The sequence below is a fragment of the Oceanimonas smirnovii ATCC BAA-899 genome, assembly GCF_000381965.1.
Lineage (GTDB): Bacteria > Pseudomonadota > Gammaproteobacteria > Enterobacterales > Aeromonadaceae > Oceanimonas > Oceanimonas smirnovii.
The window spans coordinates 305,890-330,469 of sequence record NZ_KB908454.1 but is presented as its reverse complement, the minus strand read 5'-3'; the positions used below and the strand labels follow the sequence as shown (position 1 = coordinate 330,469).

General features: G+C 55.7%; 22 protein-coding genes. 11 read left to right on the top strand and 11 right to left on the bottom strand.

From position 1 onward, the window contains the following. Positions 1-30: 30 nt before the first annotated feature. The 8 genes from G364_RS16215 to G364_RS17315 are packed head-to-tail and all read left to right on the top strand — an operon-like array spanning position 31 to position 10,128. The gene (locus tag G364_RS16215; RefSeq protein ID WP_211212412.1) at positions 31-2,352 is read left to right on the top strand and encodes a DEAD/DEAH box helicase; all 2,322 of its coding nucleotides are present in this window, start codon (positions 31-33) and stop codon (positions 2,350-2,352) included. Then, positions 2,349-3,062, top strand: a complete 714-nt coding sequence (locus G364_RS0101470) for a DUF4391 domain-containing protein (protein ID WP_019933371.1) — start codon at positions 2,349-2,351, stop codon at positions 3,060-3,062. The genes G364_RS16215 and G364_RS0101470 overlap by 4 nt, the downstream gene beginning before the upstream one ends. 54 nt (positions 3,063-3,116) lie before the next feature. Continuing rightward, positions 3,117-5,225 carry a site-specific DNA-methyltransferase gene (locus G364_RS0101465; RefSeq protein ID WP_019933370.1) on the top strand — a complete coding sequence of 703 codons (2,109 nt, stop codon included), beginning with the start codon at positions 3,117-3,119 and terminating at the stop codon, positions 5,223-5,225. 9 nt (positions 5,226-5,234) lie between these two features. Further along, the gene (locus G364_RS17330) at positions 5,235-6,353 is read left to right on the top strand and encodes an AAA family ATPase (RefSeq protein ID WP_019933369.1); all 1,119 of its coding nucleotides are present in this window, start codon (positions 5,235-5,237) and stop codon (positions 6,351-6,353) included. Then, a complete protein-coding gene (locus tag G364_RS0101455) occupies positions 6,346-7,032 on the top strand; it encodes a DUF4276 family protein (RefSeq protein ID WP_019933368.1) in 687 nt (228 codons plus the stop codon). Before G364_RS17330 ends, G364_RS0101455 begins: the two co-directional genes overlap by 8 nt. After that, on the top strand, positions 7,029-7,415 hold the full coding sequence (locus tag G364_RS17325) for a hypothetical protein (protein WP_211212411.1): 387 nt from the start codon (positions 7,029-7,031) through the stop codon (positions 7,413-7,415). The genes G364_RS0101455 and G364_RS17325 overlap by 4 nt, the downstream gene beginning before the upstream one ends. Further along, positions 7,361-9,169, top strand: coding sequence for a DEAD/DEAH box helicase family protein (locus tag G364_RS17320; protein ID WP_211212410.1), 1,809 nt, complete (start codon positions 7,361-7,363; stop codon positions 9,167-9,169). The genes G364_RS17325 and G364_RS17320 overlap by 55 nt, the downstream gene beginning before the upstream one ends. After that, positions 9,157-10,128, top strand: a complete 972-nt coding sequence (locus G364_RS17315) for a restriction endonuclease (RefSeq protein ID WP_211212409.1) — start codon at positions 9,157-9,159, stop codon at positions 10,126-10,128. Before G364_RS17320 ends, G364_RS17315 begins: the two co-directional genes overlap by 13 nt. Before the next feature lie 111 nt (positions 10,129-10,239). On the opposite strand, the gene G364_RS0101445 is transcribed toward G364_RS17315, so the two are convergent. Continuing rightward, positions 10,240-11,316: a nickel/cobalt efflux protein RcnA gene (locus G364_RS0101445; protein ID WP_019933366.1), complete on the bottom strand. Its 1,077-nt coding sequence runs from the start codon at positions 11,314-11,316 to the stop codon at positions 10,240-10,242. A 134-nt stretch (positions 11,317-11,450) separates the two neighbouring features. On the opposite strand from G364_RS0101445, the gene rcnR reads away from it, so the two are divergent. Further along, positions 11,451-11,723 carry a Ni(II)/Co(II)-binding transcriptional repressor RcnR gene (rcnR, locus tag G364_RS0101440; RefSeq protein ID WP_019933365.1) on the top strand — a complete coding sequence of 91 codons (273 nt, stop codon included), beginning with the start codon at positions 11,451-11,453 and terminating at the stop codon, positions 11,721-11,723. 273 nt (positions 11,724-11,996) lie between these two features. Beyond that, the gene (locus G364_RS0101435; protein WP_019933364.1) at positions 11,997-13,397 is read left to right on the top strand and encodes a heavy metal sensor histidine kinase; all 1,401 of its coding nucleotides are present in this window, start codon (positions 11,997-11,999) and stop codon (positions 13,395-13,397) included. A 59-nt stretch (positions 13,398-13,456) separates the two neighbouring features. Here G364_RS0101435 and G364_RS0101430 read toward each other — a convergent pair whose 3' ends face one another. From G364_RS0101430 to G364_RS0101390, 9 genes are all read right to left on the bottom strand, one after another. Then, positions 13,457-13,807, bottom strand: a complete 351-nt coding sequence (locus tag G364_RS0101430) for a hypothetical protein (RefSeq protein WP_019933363.1) — start codon at positions 13,805-13,807, stop codon at positions 13,457-13,459. Positions 13,808-13,857: 50 nt separating this feature from the next. After that, on the bottom strand, positions 13,858-14,298 hold the full coding sequence (locus G364_RS0101425) for a hypothetical protein (RefSeq protein ID WP_019933362.1): 441 nt from the start codon (positions 14,296-14,298) through the stop codon (positions 13,858-13,860). 92 nt (positions 14,299-14,390) lie between these two features. Continuing rightward, positions 14,391-14,678, bottom strand: coding sequence for a DUF2933 domain-containing protein (locus G364_RS16930; RefSeq protein WP_083928679.1), 288 nt, complete (start codon positions 14,676-14,678; stop codon positions 14,391-14,393). Positions 14,679-14,750: 72 nt separating this feature from the next. Continuing rightward, positions 14,751-15,104 (bottom strand): cupredoxin domain-containing protein, encoded by a 354-nt coding sequence (locus G364_RS0101415; RefSeq protein WP_019933360.1) that lies wholly within the window; start codon positions 15,102-15,104, stop codon positions 14,751-14,753. Between the two features lie 11 nt (positions 15,105-15,115). Continuing rightward, the gene (locus G364_RS0101410) at positions 15,116-17,425 is read right to left on the bottom strand and encodes a heavy metal translocating P-type ATPase (protein ID WP_019933359.1); all 2,310 of its coding nucleotides are present in this window, start codon (positions 17,423-17,425) and stop codon (positions 15,116-15,118) included. A 176-nt stretch (positions 17,426-17,601) separates the two neighbouring features. Further along, positions 17,602-18,015 (bottom strand): c-type cytochrome, encoded by a 414-nt coding sequence (locus G364_RS0101405; RefSeq protein WP_019933358.1) that lies wholly within the window; start codon positions 18,013-18,015, stop codon positions 17,602-17,604. 81 nt (positions 18,016-18,096) lie between these two features. Continuing rightward, positions 18,097-18,585 (bottom strand): cupredoxin domain-containing protein, encoded by a 489-nt coding sequence (locus G364_RS0101400; RefSeq protein ID WP_019933357.1) that lies wholly within the window; start codon positions 18,583-18,585, stop codon positions 18,097-18,099. 39 nt (positions 18,586-18,624) lie between these two features. Then, the gene (locus G364_RS0101395) at positions 18,625-19,467 is read right to left on the bottom strand and encodes a copper resistance protein B (RefSeq protein ID WP_245541352.1); all 843 of its coding nucleotides are present in this window, start codon (positions 19,465-19,467) and stop codon (positions 18,625-18,627) included. After that, complete coding sequence (locus tag G364_RS0101390) at positions 19,464-21,272, bottom strand: copper resistance system multicopper oxidase (RefSeq protein ID WP_019933355.1); 1,809 nt, start codon at positions 21,270-21,272, stop codon at positions 19,464-19,466. Before G364_RS0101390 ends, G364_RS0101395 begins: the two co-directional genes overlap by 4 nt. Before the next feature lie 183 nt (positions 21,273-21,455). Here G364_RS0101390 and G364_RS0101385 point away from each other — a divergent pair, with 183 nt between their 5' ends. After that, a complete protein-coding gene (locus G364_RS0101385) occupies positions 21,456-22,133 on the top strand; it encodes a heavy metal response regulator transcription factor (protein ID WP_019933354.1) in 678 nt (225 codons plus the stop codon). Between the two features lie 274 nt (positions 22,134-22,407). Here G364_RS0101385 and G364_RS0101375 read toward each other — a convergent pair whose 3' ends face one another. Continuing rightward, the gene (locus G364_RS0101375; protein WP_019933352.1) at positions 22,408-24,489 is read right to left on the bottom strand and encodes a TonB-dependent receptor family protein; all 2,082 of its coding nucleotides are present in this window, start codon (positions 24,487-24,489) and stop codon (positions 22,408-22,410) included. Between the last annotated feature and the right edge of the window lie 91 nt (positions 24,490-24,580).

Sequence of the window (24,580 nt, the reverse complement as noted above, 5' to 3'; positions counted from 1 at the left end):
ATCTTTGCCAAAGACAGGTTCAGCTACGATGTGCTCTGCCATACCGATCTCAGCCGCACCAGCGGCGAGTCTTTCGGTACTCCGCTCAATCGCATCAACTGGGGCAACTACGATCTGGTGGTGATCGACGAATCCCACAACTTTCGCAACAACGACGCCGTTAAAGACCGGGAAACCCGCTACCAGAAACTGATGAACAAGGTCATTCGGGAAGGGGTTAAAACCAAGGTACTGATGCTCTCCGCCACCCCGGTCAACAACCGCTTCACCGACTTGCGCAATCAGCTGGCGCTGGCCTACGAAGGCGACTCCAGCCAGCTGACCAAGCATCTGAACACCACCAAAAGCGTTGAACAGATCTTCAACCAGGCCCAGGCCGCGTTTAACAACTGGTCAAAAATGGAGCCGGAGCAAAGAACCGCCAAGGCCATACTGGATGCGCTGGACTTCGACTTTTTTGAACTACTCGACAGCGTCACCATCGCCCGTTCCCGCAAGCACATTCAGAGCTTTTACGACACCACCGATATCGGTCATTTTCCCGAGCGGCTCAAACCACTGTCTTACCATTGCCCGCTCACCACCCGTGACGACGTGCTTGGCTTCAATCAGATCTTTGAACAGCTCAGGCAACTCAAGCTGTCCATCTATGCCCCGGTCAGCTACATACTGCCCAGCCGGCTGAAAAAATACGAAGAGCTGTACGACACCGAGGTTTCCGGCGGCGGTGCCAAGCTAAAGCAAGCCGACCGGGAAAAAAGCCTGGTGGCGCTGATGACCACCAACCTGCTCAAGCGACTGGAAAGCTCGGTAGAGGCCTTTCGCCGTACCCTGCAATCCCTGCAAGACAACCACCAGCGACTACTGGGAATAATCGACGAGTTCTACCGGCGGGACGGCGTAACCGAGGTCAGCAGCCTGGCGGATGCCCTGGATGCCATAGAAGCAGACGAAGACGAACTGCCGTCCTATCACGACATGGAAATTGGCAACAAAATCAAAATCAAGCTCGCCGACATGGATCTCACCTCCTGGCAGCAGGACATGCAGGGTGATCTGGAGCTCATTGCCGACCTGCTTGCTGTTATGCAAAAGGTCACCCCTGCTGAAGATGCCAAGCTGCAGCACCTCAAAGAGCATCTGACACAGAAAATAGCCACCCCCATCAACCCGGGCAACCGCAAGGTCATTATCTTTACCGCCTTTGCCGATACCGCCAGCTACCTCTATGACCAGCTGGCACCAGAGCTGTACAGCAGCCACGGCATTCATGCCGCCATGGTCACCGGTGGCACCGGACTGCCCAAAACCACCCTTAAAACCCGCCGCAAAGGCTACGATAAAACCCGCCGCAAAGGCTACGATATTCAGGAAGTGCTGACCCTGTTTTCGCCTCTGTCCAAATCAAAGGCCAGCGTGCTGCCCGATGAGCCGGCCGAAATAGACTTGCTGATTGCCACCGACTGTATTTCCGAAGGGCAAAACCTGCAGGACTGCGACTACCTTATCAACTACGACATTCACTGGAACCCGGTGCGCATTGTGCAGCGCTTTGGCCGGGTGGATCGCATCGGCTCCCCCAATCAGTGCATTCAGCTGGTGAACTACTGGCCCGATATTTCTCTGGATGAATACATCAACCTCAAGGAGCGGGTTGAAAGCCGCATGACCATAGTGGACGTGACCGCCACCGGCGATGACAACGTGCTCAGCAGCCAGGCCAACGACGTGGCCTACCGCAAGGAGCAACTCAAGCGCCTGCAGGAAGAAGTGATTGAGCTGGAAGATCTGAAAACCGGCGTGTCCATCACCGATCTGGGCCTGAACGAGTTTCGCATGGACCTGCTCGCCATGGTCAAACACTACGGCGAGCCCATTAACCAGCCCAGCGGCATGCACGCCCTGGTGCCGGCCAACCCGTCACTGGGGCTGGAGCCCGGCGTGATCTTTGCGCTGCGCAACCTCAACAACAGCGTGACCACAGATCAGCAAAACCGGCTGCATCCCTTTTACCTGGTGTACGTTGATGAGCAGGGTCATACCCTGGCCAGCCACATAGACGTAAAGCGCCTGCTCGATCTGCTGCGCACCTGCTGCAAGGGCCAGCAAGAGCCCATCGATGTCCTGTGCCGGCGCTTTAACGAAACAACCCAAGACGGCCAAAACATGGCGCATTATTCCGAGCTGCTCAGTCAGGCCATTGGCAGCATGATGGCCGTGAAGGAAGAAAAAGACATAGACAGTCTGTTTGGCGGCGGCAGCACCTCAGCCCTGGTTAACCGGATTCAGGGCCTGGATGACTTTGAGCTGCTGGCCTTTATCGTGGTGCAGGCACAGGAGGCCCGCTCATGACCCAGGCTCTGTCGTCTTGTAGCTGGCAGTTTCCGCCACAAACGCGCTTTGACAAGGTGATCCCCAAAACCAAATTCTATCAACAGGCTGCCGTGAACAGTGCTCTGCAGGCCCGGTTTGTGGAAGAGCTGGAGCAGATCATCTGGGCCTGCAAACTCGCGCCCGACACGGTAAACTTGCCCGCGACCGAAGCGGTAACGGAAATCCAGGTGTTCACCCTCAAGCTCAAAGGGGAAACCCTGTCCGAAGAGGTGGTGGCCGCCATTGACAAGGCCATTCCCTTCCCCATTATTTTTGAGTTGCAGCGTACTCTGGGGGAAGACCGGCAGCAGCTGCGTTATCTGGCGGCCTACAAGCGCAAAAGCGCCGCCGATGCCGCCAGCTGGGTACGTTCGGAATACCTGGATTCAGGCTGGATTCCGGCAACCGCGCCCCGCAGCGCCCTGCCCGCCGCCATTAACATCGAGCGGCTTTATCAGGCCCTGCTGGTTAGCCTGCTGCCCATTCCGGCCAGGACTGGCGAGAGCATGGACGAGGCCATTGTCCGGCTGGGCCGCCTGCGCAAGCTGGACAAGCAGATGGCCGCGCTGCGTAAAAAAATCGGCACTGAAAAACAATTCAAACGGAAGGTCGAGCTTCACCGAGAGCTTAAGGCCCTGCAACACGAACAGAGCACCCTGAGCCAGACCGAGGGAGCCGGCGCGTCCTGAAGCCCCCCGAGCCTTGATGCAAGATAACTACAGCCTATAAAAAGTGGATGAGAAATGGACAAACTGAAGATGCACAGCCCCGATATGTCTCAGCAGAACATTGAAAAAATTCGGGCGCTGTTTCCCAACTGCGTCACCGAGTCCCGTACCCCGGACGGCAGCCTGCGTCTGGCGGTAGACTTTGATCTGCTCAAACAAGAGCTGTCCGACTCCATCGTGGAAGGCCCCCAGGAACGCTACCACCTCAACTGGCCCGGCAAGCGTCAGGCGTTGCTGACCGCCAATGCCCCCATTGCCAAGACCCTGCGCCCCTGCCAGGAAGACAGCGTCAATTTCGATACCACCCAAAACCTCTTTATTGAAGGGGACAATCTGGATGCCTTGAAGCTGCTGCAGGAAACCTATCTGGACAAGGTCAAACTTATCTACATAGATCCCCCCTACAACACGGGCAAAGATTTTATATATAAAGATGACTTCTCTTCATCAAAAGAAAGCTTTGAGAAAATGACTGGTGAGAGAAGTGATGAAGGAAACCGGCTTATCGCAAACCCAGAAACTCGTGGTAGATATCACTCTGACTGGATGTCGATGATGTACACACGCTTGAACGTAGCCAAACGGCTGCTTAAGGATGATGGCATCATCATGATCAGTATTGATGATTATGAGCAAGCTGCTTTGCGAAAGCTGATGGACCAAGTTTTTGGAGAAAAAAACTTCATTGCACAGCTGGTTTGGGAAAAAGGCCGAAAGAATGACGCTAAGTTTTTTTCCGTAGGTCACGAGTACTTGCTTGTGTTCGCAAAAAACACAGCTCAACTTCGTGAAAAAAATGAGTCTTGGAGAGAAGAAAAGCCGGGAGCTCGAGACATATGGGAAGAGTTTCTCAGGCTTCAAAAAATTCACGGAAGTGACTTCAAATCCATAGAAAATGCAATATCTAAATGGTACTCCGACTTACCGAAAAGTCATCCAGCCAAAAAGTGGGCCCGTTACAAGCGGGTGGACAAGTATGGTCCGTGGAGAGATCGTGATATCTCCTGGCCAGGTGGTGACGGCCCTCGCTATGATGTTATCCATCCTGTCACAGGCAAGCCTTGTGCAGTACCTGAGCGTGGTTGGATTTATGCTTCACCTGAAGAAATGCAACGACAGATCAAGTTAGGGTTGGTGGAATTTCGTGAAGATCACTCTGAGCCCCCCTTCAGAAAGGCTCATATCCGCCCCATTCCTGGTGAAACAGAAGAAAACCAGTTTGGCTCTGATATTGATAGTGACAACGGTGATAGCAGTGAAGAGGACGCTGAATTTGCTACTCAGGTACGTGGCTCCTACTTCTATAAACAATCCCAAGTTTCCGTAAAATATCTTCGCAACCTTATGGACGCAAAGGTATTCACCAATCCCAAAGACCACGATGAGTTGGCAAAGCTCATTGAGTACGTTACCCCCAATGACCGTTCCGCTTTGATAATGGACTTTTTTGCCGGCTCTGCAAGTACAGCTCAAGCTGTAATGAAAGCCAATGCAACCTACGGGACAAATCACAAGTTCATCATGGTTCAGTTGCCAGAAAGCCTGGAAGAAGCTGAAGCATCAACCACTGGAACCGCTAAAAAGACTGTTCAAGCGGCGATCAAAATGATGAAGAAGCATGGCAAGCCCTTAGTGCTTTCTGAAGTTTCAAAAGAGCGTATTAGAAGAGCTGGAGCAGCAGTTATCAATGAACCTTGTGACCCAGCTTGGAACCAGGATATCGGTTTCAGGGCACTAAAGATCGATACCAGCAATATGGCAGATACCTACTACTCCCCCGATGCGCTCAGCCAGGGCAGCCTGGATCTGCTGGTGGACAATATCAAGCCGGACCGCACTGAGGAGGACCTGCTGTTCCAGGTATTGCTGGACTGGGGCATCGACCTGACCCTGCCAATTCGCAAAGACACCCTGTGCGGCAAAACCGTCTACAACGTGGACGATGGCGCTCTTGTTGCCTGCTTTGACCGCAATATCACTGAAGATCTGCTCAAGGCCCTGGCCGAGCAGGCCCCGCTGCGGGTGGTGTTCCGGGACGACGGCTTTGCCACCGACAGCCTTAAAATCAACGCCGAGCAAATGTTCAAGCAACTGGCTCCCGGCACCGACGTGCGGGCTATTTAAGGAGTCGTGATGAAAAGTGCCTTAGACAAGCTGAGCATCAGCGGCTTCAAGTCCATTCGCGAGCTGAACGACTTTGAACTGCGTCCACTTAACGTGATTGTGGGGGCCAACGGGGCCGGCAAAAGCAACCTGCTGTCGTTTTTTAAAATGCTGCGCGCCCTGATGGACGGCACCCTTAACCGCTATGTGCGCGATAACGGCGGTGCCACCGACCTGCTGTTCAACGGCAACAAGGTCACCCAGAAAATGACCTTTGAAACCCGCTTTGGCAGCCGGGGCTTTCGCTTTACCCTGGTGCCCACTCCCAGTGATGGCTGCGCCATTGAAGACGAAGCCCGCTACTACAGCAGTCATGATAAAAACGGCCAAAGCGGCTGGTGGCTGCTGGGCGACAGTGACGATGGCAAGTCCAGAATGGTGGCGGAAGTTGAGCAAAACACCGCCGATGCCAAATATTCTCGCCCGGTCTTTGAAGCCATTGCCTCCTGGCAGATTTATCACTTTCACGATACCAGCGGCACCGCCGCCATGCGCAAATACGAGATCGTGCAGGATAACCGGGTGTTGCGTACCGATGCCGCCAATATCGCTCCTTTTTTGCTTAATTTGAAGGCCAACCACACCAGCGACTATCAGGCCATTGTGGATGCCGTGCGCCTGGTCACGCCCTTTTTCGACGACTTTATTCTGCAACCCAGAACCAGTGGAGCCAAGGAAGAGGTCAACATCAGCTGGCGGCAAAAGGGCTCCGACTACCCGATGCAGCCCTATCACCTTTCCGATGGCTCCATTCGTTTTATTTGCCTGGCCACCGCCCTACTGCAACCGGATCCGCCTGCCACCATTATTATCGACGAGCCCGAGCTGGGCCTGCATCCGGCGGCCATTGTGATCCTGGCGGAGCTTATTCAGCAAGCCGCCACCCGTACTCAGGTGATTGTGGCCACCCAGTCGCCGGCCCTGCTCGATCAGTTTGCAGTGGAAGACATAGTGGTGGTCAAACGCCAGGACGGCGCTTCCACCTTTGAGCGCCTGAACGAACAGGACTACGCCAGCTGGCTGGAAAGCTACTCGCTGGGCGAACTCTGGATCAAGAACGTGATCGCTGGAGGCCCGGTTTATGAGTGATTACATCGAGGTAGTCGTCATTGTTGAGGGCAAAACCGAGCAGATCTTTATTGAGTCGGTGCTGGCCCCCTATCTCGCCAATAAAATGATTTTTATGCGTGCCACCCAGGTGTCCAAGCCCGGCCAAAAAGGCGGGGATGTACGCTTTGAGCGGGTGCGCCGTGATCTGGAAGCCCACCTCAAGCAACGCCCAGATACCTATGTCACCACCTTTGTGGATTATTACGGCTTGCGAGAATGGCCGGGGCTGGATGCTGTCACCCCCCAGGCCAGCCCGGCGGATATTGCCGAGTGCCTGAACAAAGCCACTGCCAAGCTGGTGTCAGAGTTGTTTTCCGCCCAGCAGGCCGAACGCCGCTTTGTGCCCTTTGTGGCCCTGCACGAGTTTGAGGCCCTGCTGTTCAGCGACCCGGCCATTCTGGCCCGGGCACTGGGAGTGGCCGAGCCGGAGGTATCCGCCGTGGTCAAGGGTTGCGGCGAGCCAGAGGCCATTAACAACAGCCCGCAAACCGCCCCGTCCAAGCGCCTGAATAACTGGTCTGCCACCGGCAAGTTTGCCAAAACCACCCAGGACATCAGCATTGCCCAACAGATTGGCATTGCCCGCATGCGGGAGCAGTGCCCTCTGTTCCATCGCTGGATAAACCATTTTGAAACCCTGGTCGGAGGTCAGGCATGAAACTGAAATTCAAGGTTCAACCCTATCAGACCCAGGCGGTGGATTCGGTGGTGGACTGCTTTGTTGGCCAGCCGCTCAGTTCAAACGTGAACTATCGCATCGACCCCGGAGTATCCACCAACAAGCACGGCCAGGCCGGCTGGAACATGTCCGATCAGGATGGCTTCAAAAACGCCGAGCTGGTGCTGACCGAACAGCAGTTGCTGGAAAACATTCATAAGGTACAGAGCAGCCAGAACCTGCCGCTCTTACCGTCTATCACGACGATAAGGGCAAGACAAAGCCCGCCAGCTATCATCCCGGCTCCGATATCAACCTGGATATCGAGATGGAAACCGGCACCGGTAAGACCTATTGCTATATCAAGACCATTTTTGAACTGAACCAGAAATATGGCTGGAGCAAGTTCATCATAGTAGTGCCCAGCATCGCCATTCGCGAAGGGGTGAACCAGTCGCTGAAAGGCACTGCCGAACACTTTGCCGAAAGCTACAACAAAAAGGCACGTTTTTTTATCTACAACTCCCGGCAGTTGCACCAGCTGGAGAGCTTTTCCTCCGACAGCGGTATCAATGTCATGGTGATCAACATTCAGGCCTTTAACGCCGCCGGCAAGGACAACCGCCGCATTTACGAAGAACTGGATGATTTTCAGTCCCGCCGCCCCATCGATGTGATCAGCGCCAATCGCCCTATTCTGATCCTCGATGAACCGCAGAAAATGGAAGGCAATAAAACCCTCGATGCGCTGGCCAAGTTCAATCCGCTGATGGTGCTGCGCTATTCCGCCACCCATAAAACCACGCACCACAAGGTGCACCGGCTGGATGCGCTGGACGCCTACAACCAGAAACTGGTCAAGAAAATTGCTGTGCGCGGCATTTCCGTCAGGGGCCTGGCCGGCACCACCGCCTATCTGTATCTGGAGTCCATTGAGATTTCCAAAAAGGCACCGGTGGCCCGGGTGGAAATGGAAGTTCGTCAGACCTCCGGTCCAAAGCGAGTGATCAAGCGGCTGAAGCTTGGCGATAATCTGTTTGACTTGAGTAACGAGCTGGAGCAATACCGTGGTTTTGTAGTCAGCCAGATAGACGCCAACACCGACACCGTCGAGTTTACCAACGGCCATGAACTCCAAGCAGGTGAAGCCACCGGCGACGAGACCGAAGGCACCATTCGGCGCATTCAGATCCGCGAAACCATTCGGGCGCACTTCGAGAAAGAGCAGGTGCTCCATGCCCAGGGCATCAAGGTGCTATCTCTGTTCTTTATTGACGAAGTAGCCAAGTACAGGGATTACGAAGCGGAAGACGATAAAGGCGAATATGCCCGTATCTTCGAGCAGGAATACCAGCAGATAAAAGACGAATACCTGTCCGAGCTGGCACTGGATAACCATGCCTACCGGGCCTATCTGGAGAAAATCACCCCGGACCGCACCCATAATGGCTACTTCTCCATCGACAAGAAGACCAAGCGGCTGACAGATCCTAGCGTTAAAACCCGTGGTGAAGAAGCCGGACAGTCTGACGATGTGGATGCCTACGATCTGATCCTGAAAGACAAGGAAAAACTGCTGTCGTTCGAGGAAGACACTCGTTTTATCTTCTCTCACTCGGCGCTGCGCGAAGGCTGGGACAACCCCAACGTGTTCGTGATGTGCATGCTCAAGCACAGCGACAACACCATATCCCGCCGCCAGGAAGTGGGCCGGGGCCTGCGGTTGTGCGTAAACCAGCACGGTGACCGCCAGGATAACCCCGCCACGGTTCACAACATCAATGTACTGTCGGTCATTGCCAGCGAAAGCTACAAGGACTTTGTTGGTAACCTGCAACAAGAAATCAGCAACTCGCTGTCGGCACGCCCGAGCAAGGCAGACGTGGATTACTTCACCGGCAAGGTTATGACCACCGACCAGGGCAAGGTTGAAGTGACTGCCGACATGGCCCGGCAGATTTATCGATACCTGGTGAAAAACGACTATACCGACGATAACGATGCCATCACCCCCGCCTATCATTCGGCCAAGGCCGAAGGCAGCCTGGCACCGCTGCCGGCAGAACTTGAGCCCTATCGAGAGCAGATCCTTACCTTATCGACGGCGTGTTCAGCACTGCCGCCATGCCGGATATAGGTGACGGCCGTAAGCCCAAAACCAACCCGCTCAATGACAACTTCCACAAAAAGGAATTCCAGGCGCTGTGGGCACGAATCAACAAAAAGGCCGTTTACAAGGTGGACTTCGACTCCAGCGAGTTGATTACTAACTGTATTCGCGTGCTCGACAAGGAGCTGAAAGTCACTCCCCTGCAGTACATCATTCAGGCCGGCGTGCAGAGAGATAACCTGACCGACGAGCAGCTCAAGTCGGGCCAGGGGTTTGAGCTTTCCAACACTCAGGGGGAGTACCACAGTGCCAGCGCTTATTCTGGCGTTAAATACGATCTGGTAGGCAAGCTGGCCACGGATACCAACCTGACCCGCAGAACCATTGCCGCCATTCTGAGTAAAATTCAGCCTGCGGTATTTAGTCAGTTCAAACAGAACCCGGAGCATTTTCTGGCGGAAGCTACCCGTCTAATCAAGGAGCAGAAGGCCTCGGTGATTATCGAGAAGCTCTCTTACGATGAAACCGACGACCGCTACGACACGGACATTTTCACCGCCGCCCAAAGCCGGCAAGACTTCTCGCTGGCCGGTAGCCAGCTGAAAAACCATATCTACGACTACGTGATCACCGACTCCAATATTGAGCGTGACTTTGTAGCCGAGCTGGATACCAATCCTGACGTTGTGGTGTACGCCAAGCTGCCCCGTGGTTTTCTCATCCCTACCCCGGTGGGCGACTACAACCCGGACTGGGCCATCGCTTTTAAAGAAGGCAGCGTGAAGCATGTGTACTTCATCGCCGAGACCAAGGGCACTCTGTCTACCCTGGAGCTACGCGGCATAGAAGAACGCAAGATCGACTGCGCTCGTCGTTTCTTTGAAAAAATCAGCGGCCAGACTCAAGGCGAAAACGTGAAGTACGATGTAGTCACCAGCTACAGCGAACTGATGGACGTGGTGGGTGGTAAGGTTGTAACCAACTGATAATTAAAATGTAAAGGCCCACCAGAAGGTGGGCCTTTACATTAGATGTAGATGAACATTCATTTGAGAGTGTTAAAGATATACTCGTTCAACTGTAGTGAAAGTACATATTTAACTCATCAGTGCCATATAGCCATGAGTACCCATATACAGCCCCACGGCACTGATCAGCAGGCCCGACAAGTAGGGAGCCTTGCGCGCGAGTTCGTTCAGGCCACTCCATTTACTGCTGGCCTTTTGCACACCGACCGCCGCCACAACACCCACCGTAACCAGGATAAGCGCCAACCCGATGCTGAATGACACCACCAGGGTCGCCCCCAGAGTCAGAGCTTTCAGCTGAATACAGATCAGCAACACAGTCACGGCTGCCGGGCAGGGAATGAGTCCACCGGTCAGGCCAAACAGCAGAATTTGTCGGTTGCTGACCTCCCGGTTGGCGAAACGTTTCTGAATCTCCAGGGCATGAGCCCGCTCGTGTGCATCCTGATATTCCTGACCGCCTTCGCTGCCATGCGCATGGGGGTGAAAATGCACATCGAAGTCATGGGTATGATCGTGGTGCCCTATGCTCAGGGTCAGCGCCAGATCTTCTGCTTTCTCTACACACGAAGCCGACTCCAGGTAACCTTCTTTCTCAATGAAATGATATACCTCGGGGGATGAGGCATCAACGGGGGCCACCCGCAGGTGCACATGGTCTGCGCTCAAGGGGCTTCCGCTGAGAGTTTTCAGCTGAAAGCGCTGATATCCGTCTCTGTCCGCAATCGACAGGGCGACATGCCCATGCCCCGTATCCACCACTTGGTTTTTCCAGTCCTGCGCATGGCTCTGGGCCCGCTGCCACCTTTGCTCATCGCGCCAGGTTCGCCAGAACATCCAGAGCCCTGTCGACAGTATGATCATCCCCGACACCAGTTGCATCCAGGGCTCTGCGGCTTCTGCGGTGAACTTCTGACTGATGTACATGCCGCCCACAGCGATAAGCCAGACGATGGCGGTGTGTGACAAAGTGGCCGCCAGCCCCAGCATGACCGCCTGTCTGACAGTGCCTTTTACTGCCACGATGAACGCCGCCATCATGGTCTTGGAGTGGCCGGGCTCCAGGCCGTGCAAAGCCCCCAGCAAAATCGCACTAGGAATAAAGAACCAGCCATTGCCCTGTTGCAGTAACGCCGCAAAGTCCATGCTCAACCTCTTGAATACCGTTTTAATCGAGCTGAACTATACTCCCCCCTAGTATTGGATGCTACCCCCCAGTATCAGCCGGATGGTACATTCGCAATCGGATACAGTGGTTGTTATGACTGAAGAGGTATGCCATGTCTCATACCATGCGAGAACAAAAGAAGCTCAATGCACGGGTCAGCAAAATCCAGGGCCAGGTAAACGGCCTGCAGAAAATGCTGCAGGAAGATCATGAATGTCAGCAGGTATTACAGCAAATTGCCGCCATTCGTGGTGCCGTGAACGGATTGATGCGGGAGGTGATAAAGGGCCATCTCGCCGAGCATCTGGTGCTTGAAGAAGACCTCAGCAAGCGCGAGGCGGATATGGATGTGGTTATGAAGGTTATTGATTCTTATATGAAATAGTTATTCCGTCGACCCGGGCGGAACAGACGAAAAAGGGGCGGAAGGAAAAGTGATTTACCGCATTCCTCCCGCCCCAGTGGTTCACATGACAATACGTACATCATCTGGCCGTACTTGTCATCGGTGCACAGCATCAGGGTTATATTCGCGCTATTTCTGTTGCGAAAAGCCAGTCATAGCTAGCCCACCTTCTGTTGCTCAGCTTCCTGTATTTGCTAACATCGCATTCCCTTTATAGATCACGATCGGGATCATTCAACCGGGCGGCATACCATGCGCAATCATCTTTCCCTTACCGCACGCCTGAGCTTGATGTTCAGCCTGACCATGCTGGCTATCTGGGGCTTGGTCAGCATGGTGTTGATACAGTCGTTGGAGCAGCACTTCGCCCGCCAGGACGAGGCCGATCTCAGGGGCAAAATGGTACTGGTGAAAAACCTGCTGGCTACACAGTTGGACAATGGCCAGCCGGACTGGGCCAGGCTGGAATCCAGGTTGCATAGCGCTCTGGCCGGCTATGGCGACCATAGGTTGCAGATCACCACTCCCCAGGGGCGACTGCTGGCGGGCAGTCAGCTATTCCGACCTCCGGCCACAGACGTCAATGCTGGGCCTGTGATTGAAAGCTGGGAAGAAAACGGCATTCACTACCGCAGCATATCAGCTCCTTTTGCTCTGCCGCCCCGGACATCCGTGTCGGAGATGCCGGATACAGTGATGATCCGCGTGATATTCGACACCCGCTACCACCAGCATTTTATCAATGACATCAAAAACGGCCTGCTTTGGCTGACCGGCGGCATTGCCTTGATCTCAATTTTGCTGGGCTGGATGGCCTCGCGCGCCGGACTCAAGCCCCTACGTTCCATGGCCAGGCTGTCCACGCAAGTCACCGCCAACAAGCTGGATCACCGGCTGCCGGTAAGCGGTGCTCCGGTCGAGCTGCATGGGCCCATTCACGCCTTTAACAACATGCTGGATCGGCTGGAAGAGTCCTTTCAGCGGCTCACCACCTTTTCCTCCGACATTGCCCACGAATTGCGCACCCCGGTGAACGGCCTGCTACTGCAAACCCAGGTTGCCCTGAGCCAGATCCGCTCGGACCATGACTACCGGGAAGCCCTCTATGCCAACCTGGAAGCCGCCGAAAGATTGAACAGAATGATCAATGAGATGCTGTTTTTGGCCAAATCGGAGCAGGGACAATTAGCCATACAGTGCCAATCGCTGGATCTGGCGGAAGAAGTGGACGAGTTGATCGAGTTTTTCGAGCCGCTGGCCAGTGAACGACAGGTGCGGTTGCAACGCCTGGGCCATGCCCGGTTGTGGGGAGACAGGGCCATGCTGCAACGGGCCATCAGCAACCTGCTGACCAATGCCATTCGTTACACCCCGGCACACCAAGAAGTGAGTATTCGTATAAACGGCAATGACAGCGCCGTGACTGTGGAGGTGGCCAACCCGGGCTCCCCCATTCCTCCCGAGGAATGGCCTCGGCTGTTTGACCGGTTTTACCGGGCGGATCACGCCCGCCAGCAGGTGACCGAAGGCTCTGGACTGGGCTTGGCCATCGCCAAGGCCATTGTGACCAGCCACGGAGGCACCCTGTCGGTACACTCCGACGAACAGGAAACCTGCTTTACCGCCCGCTTTCCTCTTTCCGGCACGGAATGAACGGTAAGCAAATGAGCCCATGCAAGCATATAACCGACAGCATGGGCTGATACATTATTTCAATGGCCAGGTGGAGCTTTATTACAACAATGCGGCTCATGCTTTGCATTATTTTTAATGTTCTCGTCGGTTTGCCGCTGCCAGCCAAGTTTTGTACGACTCCACCAGCTATCTTTTAACGCTGCACCATGCTGCTCAATGATGTCGATAATATCATCGATTTTATGAGATGATGCCTCATAAGCAACCTTCAGCTTTTTCGTTTTACTATCCAGCGCCAGCGTGTCAACCCAGTGCTGCGCTTCAATCTCCGCCAGCATGGCATCCATATTGGCCCGACTCATTTCAGTCAGACTCAGGGTATGGGTTGTCAAAAACCCCGGGTTAATCCCTGCTCTATGATTCGCCATACCTAACCCTCCTTTCATTGAAACATGGCTAGAGTCCCTGCCCCCTTAGATCATTCATCCCTGTGTATTTTCTCACGCCGCTGTTCACTTTCATGCATTTGCATCTGGTCCATCATCATCTTCGTCATATCCATATTTTCGTTCATCATGTTCATGCGCTGCTGCAACATATCCATCATATTAGGCATTGAGAGCTGACCATCATTACCCTCATGCATCATGTCCATCATCTGCATGCCTTCCTGCATCTGTTCCAGGTGTTCCTGCATCAGAGCCTGACGTTTTTCGGGATCGGTTTCTCCCTGCAATTGCATCATGGTGTCAGCAGCCGATCGCATATGTTCACGCATCGTCATCATCTGCTCATGGTTCATCATCATATCCCCCTGAAAGGGTATATTTTGGCCTTGCTGATGATGATTATCCTGTTCAGCCATTGCAGGCATTGCGAACAGGGAGGACAGGGTTAAAGCGAAAATTAACTTTTTCATGATATTTCTCCTGATATGAGTAACTGTGTTTCAGTACAAATAACATCGAAACTCTGTAGCAGTGTAATTACTGTTACCACTCCAACTGCATGTTAATCCTCTGGTTTGTCTTTAGCTTCTCGACGCCCCTGCTCCAACCCCCGACGATAAGCTTCTTCCTTGCTCTCATCGGCACCAGGGTCGTGATGGTGATGTTCGCCATGCTTATGCCCTCTGTGCATAAACAGGTGCATTAATGGACACAACAAAAAAATAAGATAGGGTAAAAATATAAATAGGTGCTGTTTATGCTCAACCAATAAGAAGTAAGTGAGAGAAGCAACCACACCTAAAATTAGCCACCCTCTGGGCGTCGATAAAAATGATAGCTTTTTATTCATTTCACACCTCGGTCCAATCAATGTACCCGCTTAAAACCGGAAGCCTCACTTTAATCTTCATTGCTCCCGCCTTCACTCAACAACAAGTCGACCTCGGTACATTTGCATCTGACAATGAAACTCATATTCACCTTTCTTCATCGCCGGCAGTGCTATTTTTTTGACCTTATTTAATGGCAATGTATCGCTAAGCTTCAAGTCGGGTATCAAAATGGTTTCAGAGCAGGGGGACGAATCTTTTCTCAAAAAATGAAGGCTAGCTGGCTGGTCAGCGAGCAGCCTTATGCGTGACGGCTGATAGGTGCCATTTTCCACTACAATGATCAGTTCACTGTCACCCAGGTCGGTTGCCTGGGGTTGATATAACCAAAACCACCAGACAATCAAGGCAATGAGCAAAACGCCAAGTACGTTAACTAACATCATTCCCCGCCTCCTTAGTGCTCCCGGGTTTTGAACAGTCTCAGGCGGTTGGCATTGGTGACCACCGTCAACGAAGAAAACGCCATGGCGGCCCCCGCAATGACAGGGCTTAGAAGAAGCCCGAAGAATGGGTATAACAAACCGGCGGCAACGGGCACCCCCGCAATATTGTAAATAAAAGCACCAAACAGGTTTTGTTTGATATTACGCAATGTCGCCTTGCTCACGGCAATGGCATCGGCCAATCCATGCAGTGAGCCACGCATCAGGGTAATGTCGGCACTCTCAATCGCCACATCGGTTCCGGTACCGATGGCGAAGCCCACATTGGCCATCGCCAATGCCGGCGCATCGTTGATGCCATCACCGGTCATACCGACCACCTCCCCTTGCATTTGCAGTTCCTGTACTTTTTTGGACTTCTCTTCCGGCAGTACCTCGGCAAAAAACTCGTTGATACCGGCCTTTTCTGCCACGGCCTTGGCTGTGGCCCGGTTGTCCCCGGTCAGCATCACCACACGAATACCGTTCTGTTGCAGACGCTTAATAGCCGCAATGGAGTCTTCCTTGATGGGATCGGCCACGGCAATGAGTGCCGCCAGCCTGCCATCCACGGCAAAATACATGGGGGTTTTTGCCTCTGCCGCCAGCTGTTGTGCCTTGTCAACGAAGTCATCAAAGGCAACGCCCTGATCCTTCATTAACTTTTCGTTGCCAAACAGCAGTTTTTTACCACCGACAACCGCTTCGACGCCATGCCCTGCTATGGCGTTAAATCCGGTAACAGACAACGGTTCAATGTTCCTCTCCTTGGCAGACTCGACCACCGCCAGCGCCAACGGGTGCTCCGATCCAGACTCTAAACTGGCAGCCAGCTGCAATACACGTTTTTCATCCAGCCCGTCAACGGTAATAATGTCCGTCACTTTGGGGCTACCCAAGGTAATGGTACCGGTTTTATCCAGGATCATGGCGGTGATTGTGGAGGAGCTTTGCAGGGCTTCGCCGTTGCGGATCAATACCCCCGCTTCTGCGGCCTTGCCAACGCCCACCATCACCGACATGGGCGTGGCCAGACCAAGGGCACACGGGCAGGCAATGATCAATACCGTGGTCGCCGATACCACCGCCAAGGCCACCGCTGGTTCAGGCCCCCAATTAAGCCAGGCCAACGCACTGACGATGGCAATAATCATGATCACAGGGACAAAATACGCCGAAATCATATCTGCCAGCCGGCCAATAGGCGGCTTGGAGTTCTGAGCCCGTTTTACCATACCGATAATTTGCGCCAGCGCCGTGTCCTTACCGACCCGGGTCGCCTTGAACACTATCGCCCCCGTTTTATTGATGGTGCCCGCTACCACCTCATCCTGTTCCTTTTTCTCCACCGGCATGGGCTCCCCGGTCAGCATGGATTCATCAATGGCGGTATGACCTTCAATGACTTCACCGTCCACCGGCACCTTCTCTCCGGGGCGCACTCGAACCAGGTCATGCAACCTGACTTGCTCGATGGGAATATCCATGTCATTGCCATCGCGAATAACACGTGCCGTTTTGGGCTGAAGGCCAATCAGCCGTTTGATGGCTTCCGAAGTTCGACCTCGCGCTTTCAGCTCCAGTGCCAGCCCCAGATCGATCAGGCCAATAATCATGGCGGTCGCTTCAAAATAAACATGGCGGGCCATGTCGGGTACAACCTGGGGAAAAAACACCACCACCATCGAATACAGCCAGGCCGTGCCCGTGCCCAGGGCAATCAGGGTATCCATGTTGGCAGAATGATTTTTACAGGACTGCCAAGCTCCTACATAAAAATGCTTTCCGGAAAAGATCATCACTCCCAGTGTCAGCAGGCCAACCAGCAGCCAGGCAATGCGTTCGGCTGTCGTGGTGACGGTCATTTCACCGATCAGCAGACCATAAATCATCAAGGGTATACCCAGGCCAAGGGCAATGGTCATCTCCAGCATCAGGCGTTTGTAGTAGACACGGTCGGCTTTTTCTTTTTCCTCCAGGGCATCATCGCCGCTGTCTGCGGACTGAGTTTGTGCACCGTAGCCGGCCTGCTCTATCGCCTTGATCAAGGTGCTGGCGTCAACCGCCCCTTCAACACTGACAGTACGCTGAGCAAAATTCATTTCGGCATGAGTGACACCAGGCACACTTTGCAAGGCCGCTTCAATTTTTTTGACACAGCCGGCACAGCTGGCTCCTTGAATCAACAACTCCTGTTGCTGCTGCTCCATGCCATCATGGCAACGTTTCTTTTCGGCATCTGTCTTGCCGTGTTCGTTCTGGTGTCGTGCCGCTTTCGCCATGTTCTGGTTTCCTTGAAAATGAAAAGGTAAAACCAAGGGTCCGTTTCTTTAGATGTTCAGACTGCTCCTGTGTTCAACATGCAAGGACTGACGGCACATGGACTTTGCTGAGTGTTCGGCCTGAAATCAGCGACTCAGGCCGCCATCACACAGCCACCATCGGGCCCGTTTCCCGATCATCTAATGCCATTCTGCCGTTGCTGCTCACGCACATAGCCGATAATGTCGCTCAGCTCGTCACGACGGATGCCCTCCACCGGCGGCATGTCGCCAAAGCGCCAATGATGGGCGCGCACACCGTGAGTGGCGGCCCGGTAAAAGGCTTCGTCACCGTGGTGTGACGGCTCGTAAACCTTGTGAATAAAAGGCGGCCCCTGGTGTGTGCCCCTGAGGTCAGCACCATGGCAGCTGGCACAATATTCACCGTAAGCGGCTTTTCCCTGCGCCGAAAGTGCCCGACTATGGGGCATGTCACCCCACATTTGGCTACCGCCCATCAGAAAATGGCCGACGATCATGGTCAGTAACACGAGGGCCACGGCCCCGGCCAGCCAGAGCACCCAGCGGGATGAATCCGATGACTTACTCACTTTTTCCCCCTTTTGTTCCAGCAGTCTTTAGCCCAGCGTCGCCAAAGCAGACAGGCCCGCCTGAAGGCGGGCCTGTTTGTGTTATTGCGTAACCTTAACTTGCCCGGTCATGCCGGCTTCCATGTGCCCCGGGATCAAGCAGGCAAAGTCCACGGTGCCGGCCTGGTCAAAATGCCAGACAAGCCCCCCTTTCTGACCAGGCTTGAGGCTCAGCATATTGGGTTCGGCGTGCTGCATATTCGGCATTTCACGCATCATGTCGGCATGCTCCTTCAAAATAGCCAGGTTGCCCAGCACCAGCTCGTGATTAAGCTTGCCAGCATTTTTAACAAAAAAGCGCACCGTTTCCCCCGCCTTCACCTCAATGGCGGCCGGAGTAAAACGCATGTCGTCGCTCATCTCTACCGCAACGGTACGGCTGACCTCGGCCGGCTTGCCGGGACGGCCCACACCGTGCATATTCTGTTGCATGGTCGCGGCATTATGGCCCTCATGGCCGCCATGCTCACCGGCGGCCAAAGCCAGGCCGGGCAACAGCGCCAGCATTAAAACGGATACTGTGGTTTTCATGGATTGTGCTCCTGCTAACTAAAAAATAATGTCGGCGGCTTAAAACCAGAACCTCACCCCGACTACCCAACGATTCTCCTGAGTGGCCTCGTCTTCTTCTCTGAGTTGATCCGCGCGGTCCCCAAGAGCGACCTGCCATTCCCAGCCCGCATAGGGCGCGAACTGCCGACTTAGCTCGTAGCGCAAGCGGGCACCGGCCACCAGCTCGGACAATCCCCGGCCCTGGCCGCGCTCGGCGTCGTTGCTGCCATAGGCGGTGAGCTCAATGGCCGGCTGCAGCACCAGCCGTTGGGTCAATAACAGCTCGTATTCCGCTTCCAGTGCCAAGGCGGTCTGGCCGTCGTCACCCAGGTAAGCGGTGGCATCCAGCTCCAGCCAGTAGGGCGCCAGCCCCGACACACCGGCGGCCAGCCAGCCCTGGTCCGGGCCGTGACCAGTGTCGTAACGTACCCCCAGATCGCTGTTCCAGAACCCGGTCAAGGCATGGCGCCACAGCAGCTCGGTGCTGGCTTCCGCCAGCCTGCCGTGTTCAATGTCGCCTTCCGCCCTCACCACAGCCCGGTCGTAATCTCGCCCGGCCCAGGCGTTGACCTCGTAGGCCAGAGAGTGATCATCGCCGTTATCCACCCGCTCCAGCCGGTCGGCCAGCACACCGTAAAACCAGTGCTCGTCGGCCAGTTTCAGCTGGCGGGGCCCCGGCAGCGCATAAGGGCCTTCGTCCAGGCTGAAGCCGCCGGAGTAAGCATGAGGATCCCGGGCATCAGCCGGCGGCTGTCCGCCCTGCATTTGCATATCGCCGTGGTCCATCTGGGCCAGGGCCGGAAGGGCGGCCAGGGCCAGGGCACCAAAGACATGTTTCATTATTGCTGTCTGTTTGCTCATGACACCACCACCATGCGGAACATGCCCGCGTCCATATGGAACATCAGATGACAATGCCAGGCCCAGCGGCCAAGGGCATCGGCGGTCACCAGAAAGCTGATGCGTTGGGCCGGCTGCACCGGTATGGTGTGGCGGCGGCACAGAAACTCGCCGTCCGGGCTTTCCAGCTCGCTCCACATGCCGTGCAGGTGCATGGGATGGGTCATCATGGTGTCGTTGTGCAAAATAACGCGTACCCGCTCACCGTAGTTCAGGTGAATGGGCGTGGAGCCGCCAAACTCCACGCCGTCAAACGACCAGGTGTAGCGCTCCATGTTGCCGGTCAGGTGCAGCTCAATTTCCCGCTCGGGCGGACGGGGATCCATGGGGCCGCCGGGAGTGCGCAGATCCGCCAGGGTCAGCACCCGCCGACCGTTGTTACGCAGGCCCACGCCGGGATCGTCCAGATTGGTGCGTGGCATATCTACCCGCATATCCACACTGGGCCCGTATTCGGTGCGGGCATGGCGCACTTCTGTGCTGGCCGCTGCCAGGGCGCCCGTCATGGCACCGTGCCCCATGGCTGAATGATCCATGCCCGCCATGCCGTTCATGGCACCTTGGTGCATGTTCGAGGTGCCATTCATGGCGCCATGGTCCATGCCACTCATCGTGCCGTGATCCATACTGCCCATCATGTCGGTCATGGTCAGGGATTGAGGTTCATCCAGTGGTGGCACCGCCGCACTCAGCCCCTTGCGGGTAGCCAGGGTGCCCCGGGCGTAACCGGTACGGTCCATGGCCTGGGCAAACAGGGTGTAGGCCTCGGCGCTGGGCTCCACCAGCACGTCGTAGGTTTCACCAGGGCCAAAACGAAACTCGTCTACTTCCACCGGCGCGACATTCAGGCCATCGGCCTGCACCACGGTGAGTTTCAGCCCGGGAATACGCACATCGTAAAAGGTATTGCCGGCACCGTTGATAAAGCGCAACCGCACCCGTTCACCGGGGTTGAACAGGCCGGTCCAGTTGCCGGCGGGCGTGGTGCCGTTCATCAGGTAGGTCAGGGTCTCGGCAGACAAGTCCGCCAGATCGCTCGGGCTCATGCGCATTTGGTTCCACATTTGCCGCTTTTCCAGCGCCGCGCCCAGGCCAGCCTGGCTCATGTCCTGAAAAAAGTCCGCCACCGTCGGCTGATTGAAGTTGTAGTAATCGCCCTGGTTTTTCAGCTTGCCGAATACCCGCATGGGATTTTCGTCGGTCCAGTCCGACAGCACCACCACATGCTCCCGATCGGCCTTGATTGAATCGGCATCGGCCGGATCCACAATCAGCGCACCGTACATGCCGGTCAGCTCCTGCATGCCCGAGTGGGAGTGATACCAGTAGCTGCCGCTCTGTTCCAGAGTGTAACGGTAGGTAAAGGTTTCGCCGGGCGGAATGCCAGCAAAGCTGATACCGGGTACGCCGTCCATTTCGAAGGGCAGAATGATGCCGTGCCAGTGAATGGAGGTAGGCTCCTTGAGCCGGTTGGTGACGCGAATGGTAACGGTATCGCCCTCGCGCATGCGCAAGGTGGGGCCCGGAATAGAGCCGTTAATGGTGGTGGCCATGCGCGCTTTGCCGGTGAAATTGACCGGGGTTTCATCGATCACCAGATCGAATTCGGTTCCGGTAAGCGTGGGCACATGGCCGGTCACGGTAGCCGGCACGGGTGAGCGAGCTGAGGCCAGCATCGGCGCCAACCCCAGCACCACGCCGCCTGCGGCCAGTCCCTGCACAAAGCGCCGCCGAGGCAGATTGAGCGTGTTTTTTGGCTGTGTCATCACATTCCCTAAATTGCCTACTGTCATAGAGACAGCATAGATAGGCGCACCTGAAGCCAACATGACGAGAAGATGACAAAATTGTCATCTTCTGGCGAGACAATCAGCAGCCCGCTATACCGGGCTTGAGAACAGAGCGTAAAGTGCGCCATCATCGGGGTAACCAACCCCACGGAGCTAACCATGAAACTGCTGCTCATCGAGGACGAAGAAAGCACCGGCAATTACCTGCAAAAGGGCCTGCGCGAGGCGGGCCTGGTGGTAGATCTGGTGCGCAACGGCCTCGATGGCCTGCACCAGGCCTGCGCCGAACCTTACGATCTAGTGGTAGTGGACGTCATGCTGCCGGATTTGGACGGCTGGCACATCGTGGCGAGTCTGCGGGAGCAGGGCCGGCAGATGCCAGTACTGTTTTTGACCGCGCGGGACAGTGTGGAAGACAGAGTACGCGGCCTGGAACTGGGCGCTGATGACTATCTGGTTAAGCCCTTTGCCTTTGCCGAGCTGCTGGCCCGGGTGCGCAGCCTGTTGCGCCGGGGTACGCCCCGCCGGGAGGAGCACCGACTGCAGGTGGCCGATCTGGTGCTGGACTTGCCCCGCCGTCAGGTAAGCCGTGCCGACACTCCCATTCACCTGACCAACAAGGAATTTGCGCTGCTGGAACTGCTGGTACGCCGGCAGGGAGAAGTGCTGCCGCGCTCACTGATTGCGTCCCTAGTATGGGACATGAATTTTGACAGCGACACCAATGTGATTGATGTCTCCATTCGCCGGCTGCGTGCCAAGATTGACGATGGCTTTGAGCCAAGGCTTATCCATACCATCAGGGGTATGGGCTACACCCTCGACACGGGCAGGTAACAGCTTTCTCTGGCGTAGGTTTTGCGCTTGTCATTCTGCTTTCAACGCAGGCATGTTGCCGGCTTAATCTAACCCGTCATATCGTTGTAATTACTTGCAGTCTGAGAATCACCAGAAGTTCGATAACTTTAGCTTGCTCATTACCGTTACGTCCTCCCCAATCTTTTATCCATGATGATATGGCTAGCATGCTTGAGAGTACCTTTAACATTTACGTTTCCTGAAAAAAAGGGGCTGCTTATGCAGCCCCTGTATCATCTTCGAGTGCTTCACCTTAGAAACTGAGCTCACCTTCCAGCACATAGGTGCGGCCGGGCATGGGCACACGGCCCACCGGGCTGACGTCGGCGCCGCGGAAGTAGGCGTCGTCATCCAACAGGTTGTTCACGCCCATGCCCACGTTCAGGGTCATGTCGTTGCCCAGAGAAATGTCCCGGCCCAGGCGAGTGTTGACCAGGGTGTAGGACGGCAGCTCACCGACGCTGCCCATGCTGTCTTCATCGACAGTGTTGGCGGCGTCGCTGAAGCTGCTGGAGGCGTACAGGGCGGTGGCGCTGGCGGTCCACAGGCCGGTGCGATACACGGCGTCGGCGCTCACGTGGTGACTAGGCGCGTTGGGCAGATCCCTGCCGTTGAACTCGCCGCTCAGCTGCTCGCTTTGCAAGTAGGTGTAGCCCAGGCCCAGATCCACGTCGACGATCGGCGACCAGCGACTTTCCAGCTCGATCCCCTGCTGACGGGTTTCGCCCAGGTTCTCGTACAGGTTCTGCGCCTTATTGAACTGGATTTGATCCTGGTAGTCGATGCGGAACAGGGTGGCGGTGGTCTGCAGGTTGTCATAGGGCTGCCAGCGGGCGCCCAGCTCGTAGTTCCAGGCGGTTTCATTCGCCACTTCCCCTTCGCGGATCACCTGGGCGGTCTGCACCGGCACCAGGGAGCGCTGGGCGTTGGCAAACAGGAACACCTCGTCGGTGGCCTGCAGGCCCACGGTCAGGCCGGGCAGCCAGGCGGAAGTGTGGTTGTCGCTGAGGGCACCGGAGTTCTCATCGCGGTAATCGGTGCGCACCTCTTCATAGCGCACACCCGGGGTCAGGGTCAGGCGATCGTCCAGCAGGCTGATGGTATCGCTGACGTAGGCGGCGTAGGCGTTGGTGGCGAAGTCCCAGTCCCGCAACTTATCGTTGTAATCGCCCGTCGTCAGGGTCAGGCGGTTGATATCGAATTCTACCTCTTCCCGCACATAGCGGCCGCCCAGCATAACGGTGTGGTTGCCCAGCTGCTTGGAGATGCGCGGCTCGGTGCCGTACACATGGAAGATACGCGGCGTGTCGTTGACGTTGGTGGCGGTGGCATCCGGGTCGGCCCAGTTGCCGCCGGCCAGGTTCTGGCCGTAGAAGAAAGTGCGATCCGCCCGGTGGGCGAAGTTGCGCCACTGGAATTCCACGTCATCGCTCGGGGTGTGGATCCAGGTCAGGGTGGCGCGCCACATGTCGGCGTCGTAGGCATCGAAGGGGCGCTGGGACTGGTTGCGGTTGGCCTCATAGGCTGTGGGACTCAGGGCGCCGGGCAGATCGGCGGTCACGTCGTAGTACTGCAGCTGGGCCTTGAACTCGTTGATCTCGTCGGCGAAGTAGTCGACGTCCAGAATGTAGTTCTGTACTTCGGTGTCGGAATGGTCACGGAAACCATTGCCCTTCAGCAGGTTGGCCTGGAACTGCAGGCCCAGGTCGTCGGTGACGAAGCCGCCCACCCGGTAGTAGGTGTCGGTCAGCACATGGCCGGTGTCTTCGGCGATCAGCAGGCGCTCACGCAGGGTCTGTTCCATCTCGTTGGGAATCGGCTTGGTGATCAGGTTGAGCACGCCGCCCACGTTGTTGGGACCGTAATGCACGGCGGCACCGCCCCGTACCACGTCCACCGCTTCCAGGCTCGGCAGGGTCACCGGAAACAGGGACACACCCACGTTGGTGTAAGGACCGATGGCAATCGGGTAGCCGTCCACCATCATCTGCACCCGCTCGCTGCGCAGCGGGTTCAGGCCGCGCACGCCGATGTTGGGCAGAATGCCGGTGCCGGTTTCATCCAGCACCTGAATGCCCGGTACCTGGCGCAGGGCGTCTTCCAGGTTCAGGGCGCCGCGCTCGTGCAGCTCTTCGCTGTCCACCACGTTGCGGGCGCCGGTGTAGGTCTTAACGGTTTCCTTGCTGGGGGTACCCAGCCAGTCCCCTTCCACCACCACCTGATCCAGCTGGCTGGTAGCAACCTCTTCGGCGGCCAGGGGCAGCGCGGGCATCAGCGCCAGGCTGACCAGAATGCTGAGCGGACGACGGCTGAAGCCGGCGGCGGAAGGCTTCACTTTCCTTGTTACTGACATAAAAACAACCCAAATGATAATGATTAGCTTTTGGGTATTATTTTTGATCTGGATTCCCATTTCAATTAAATTT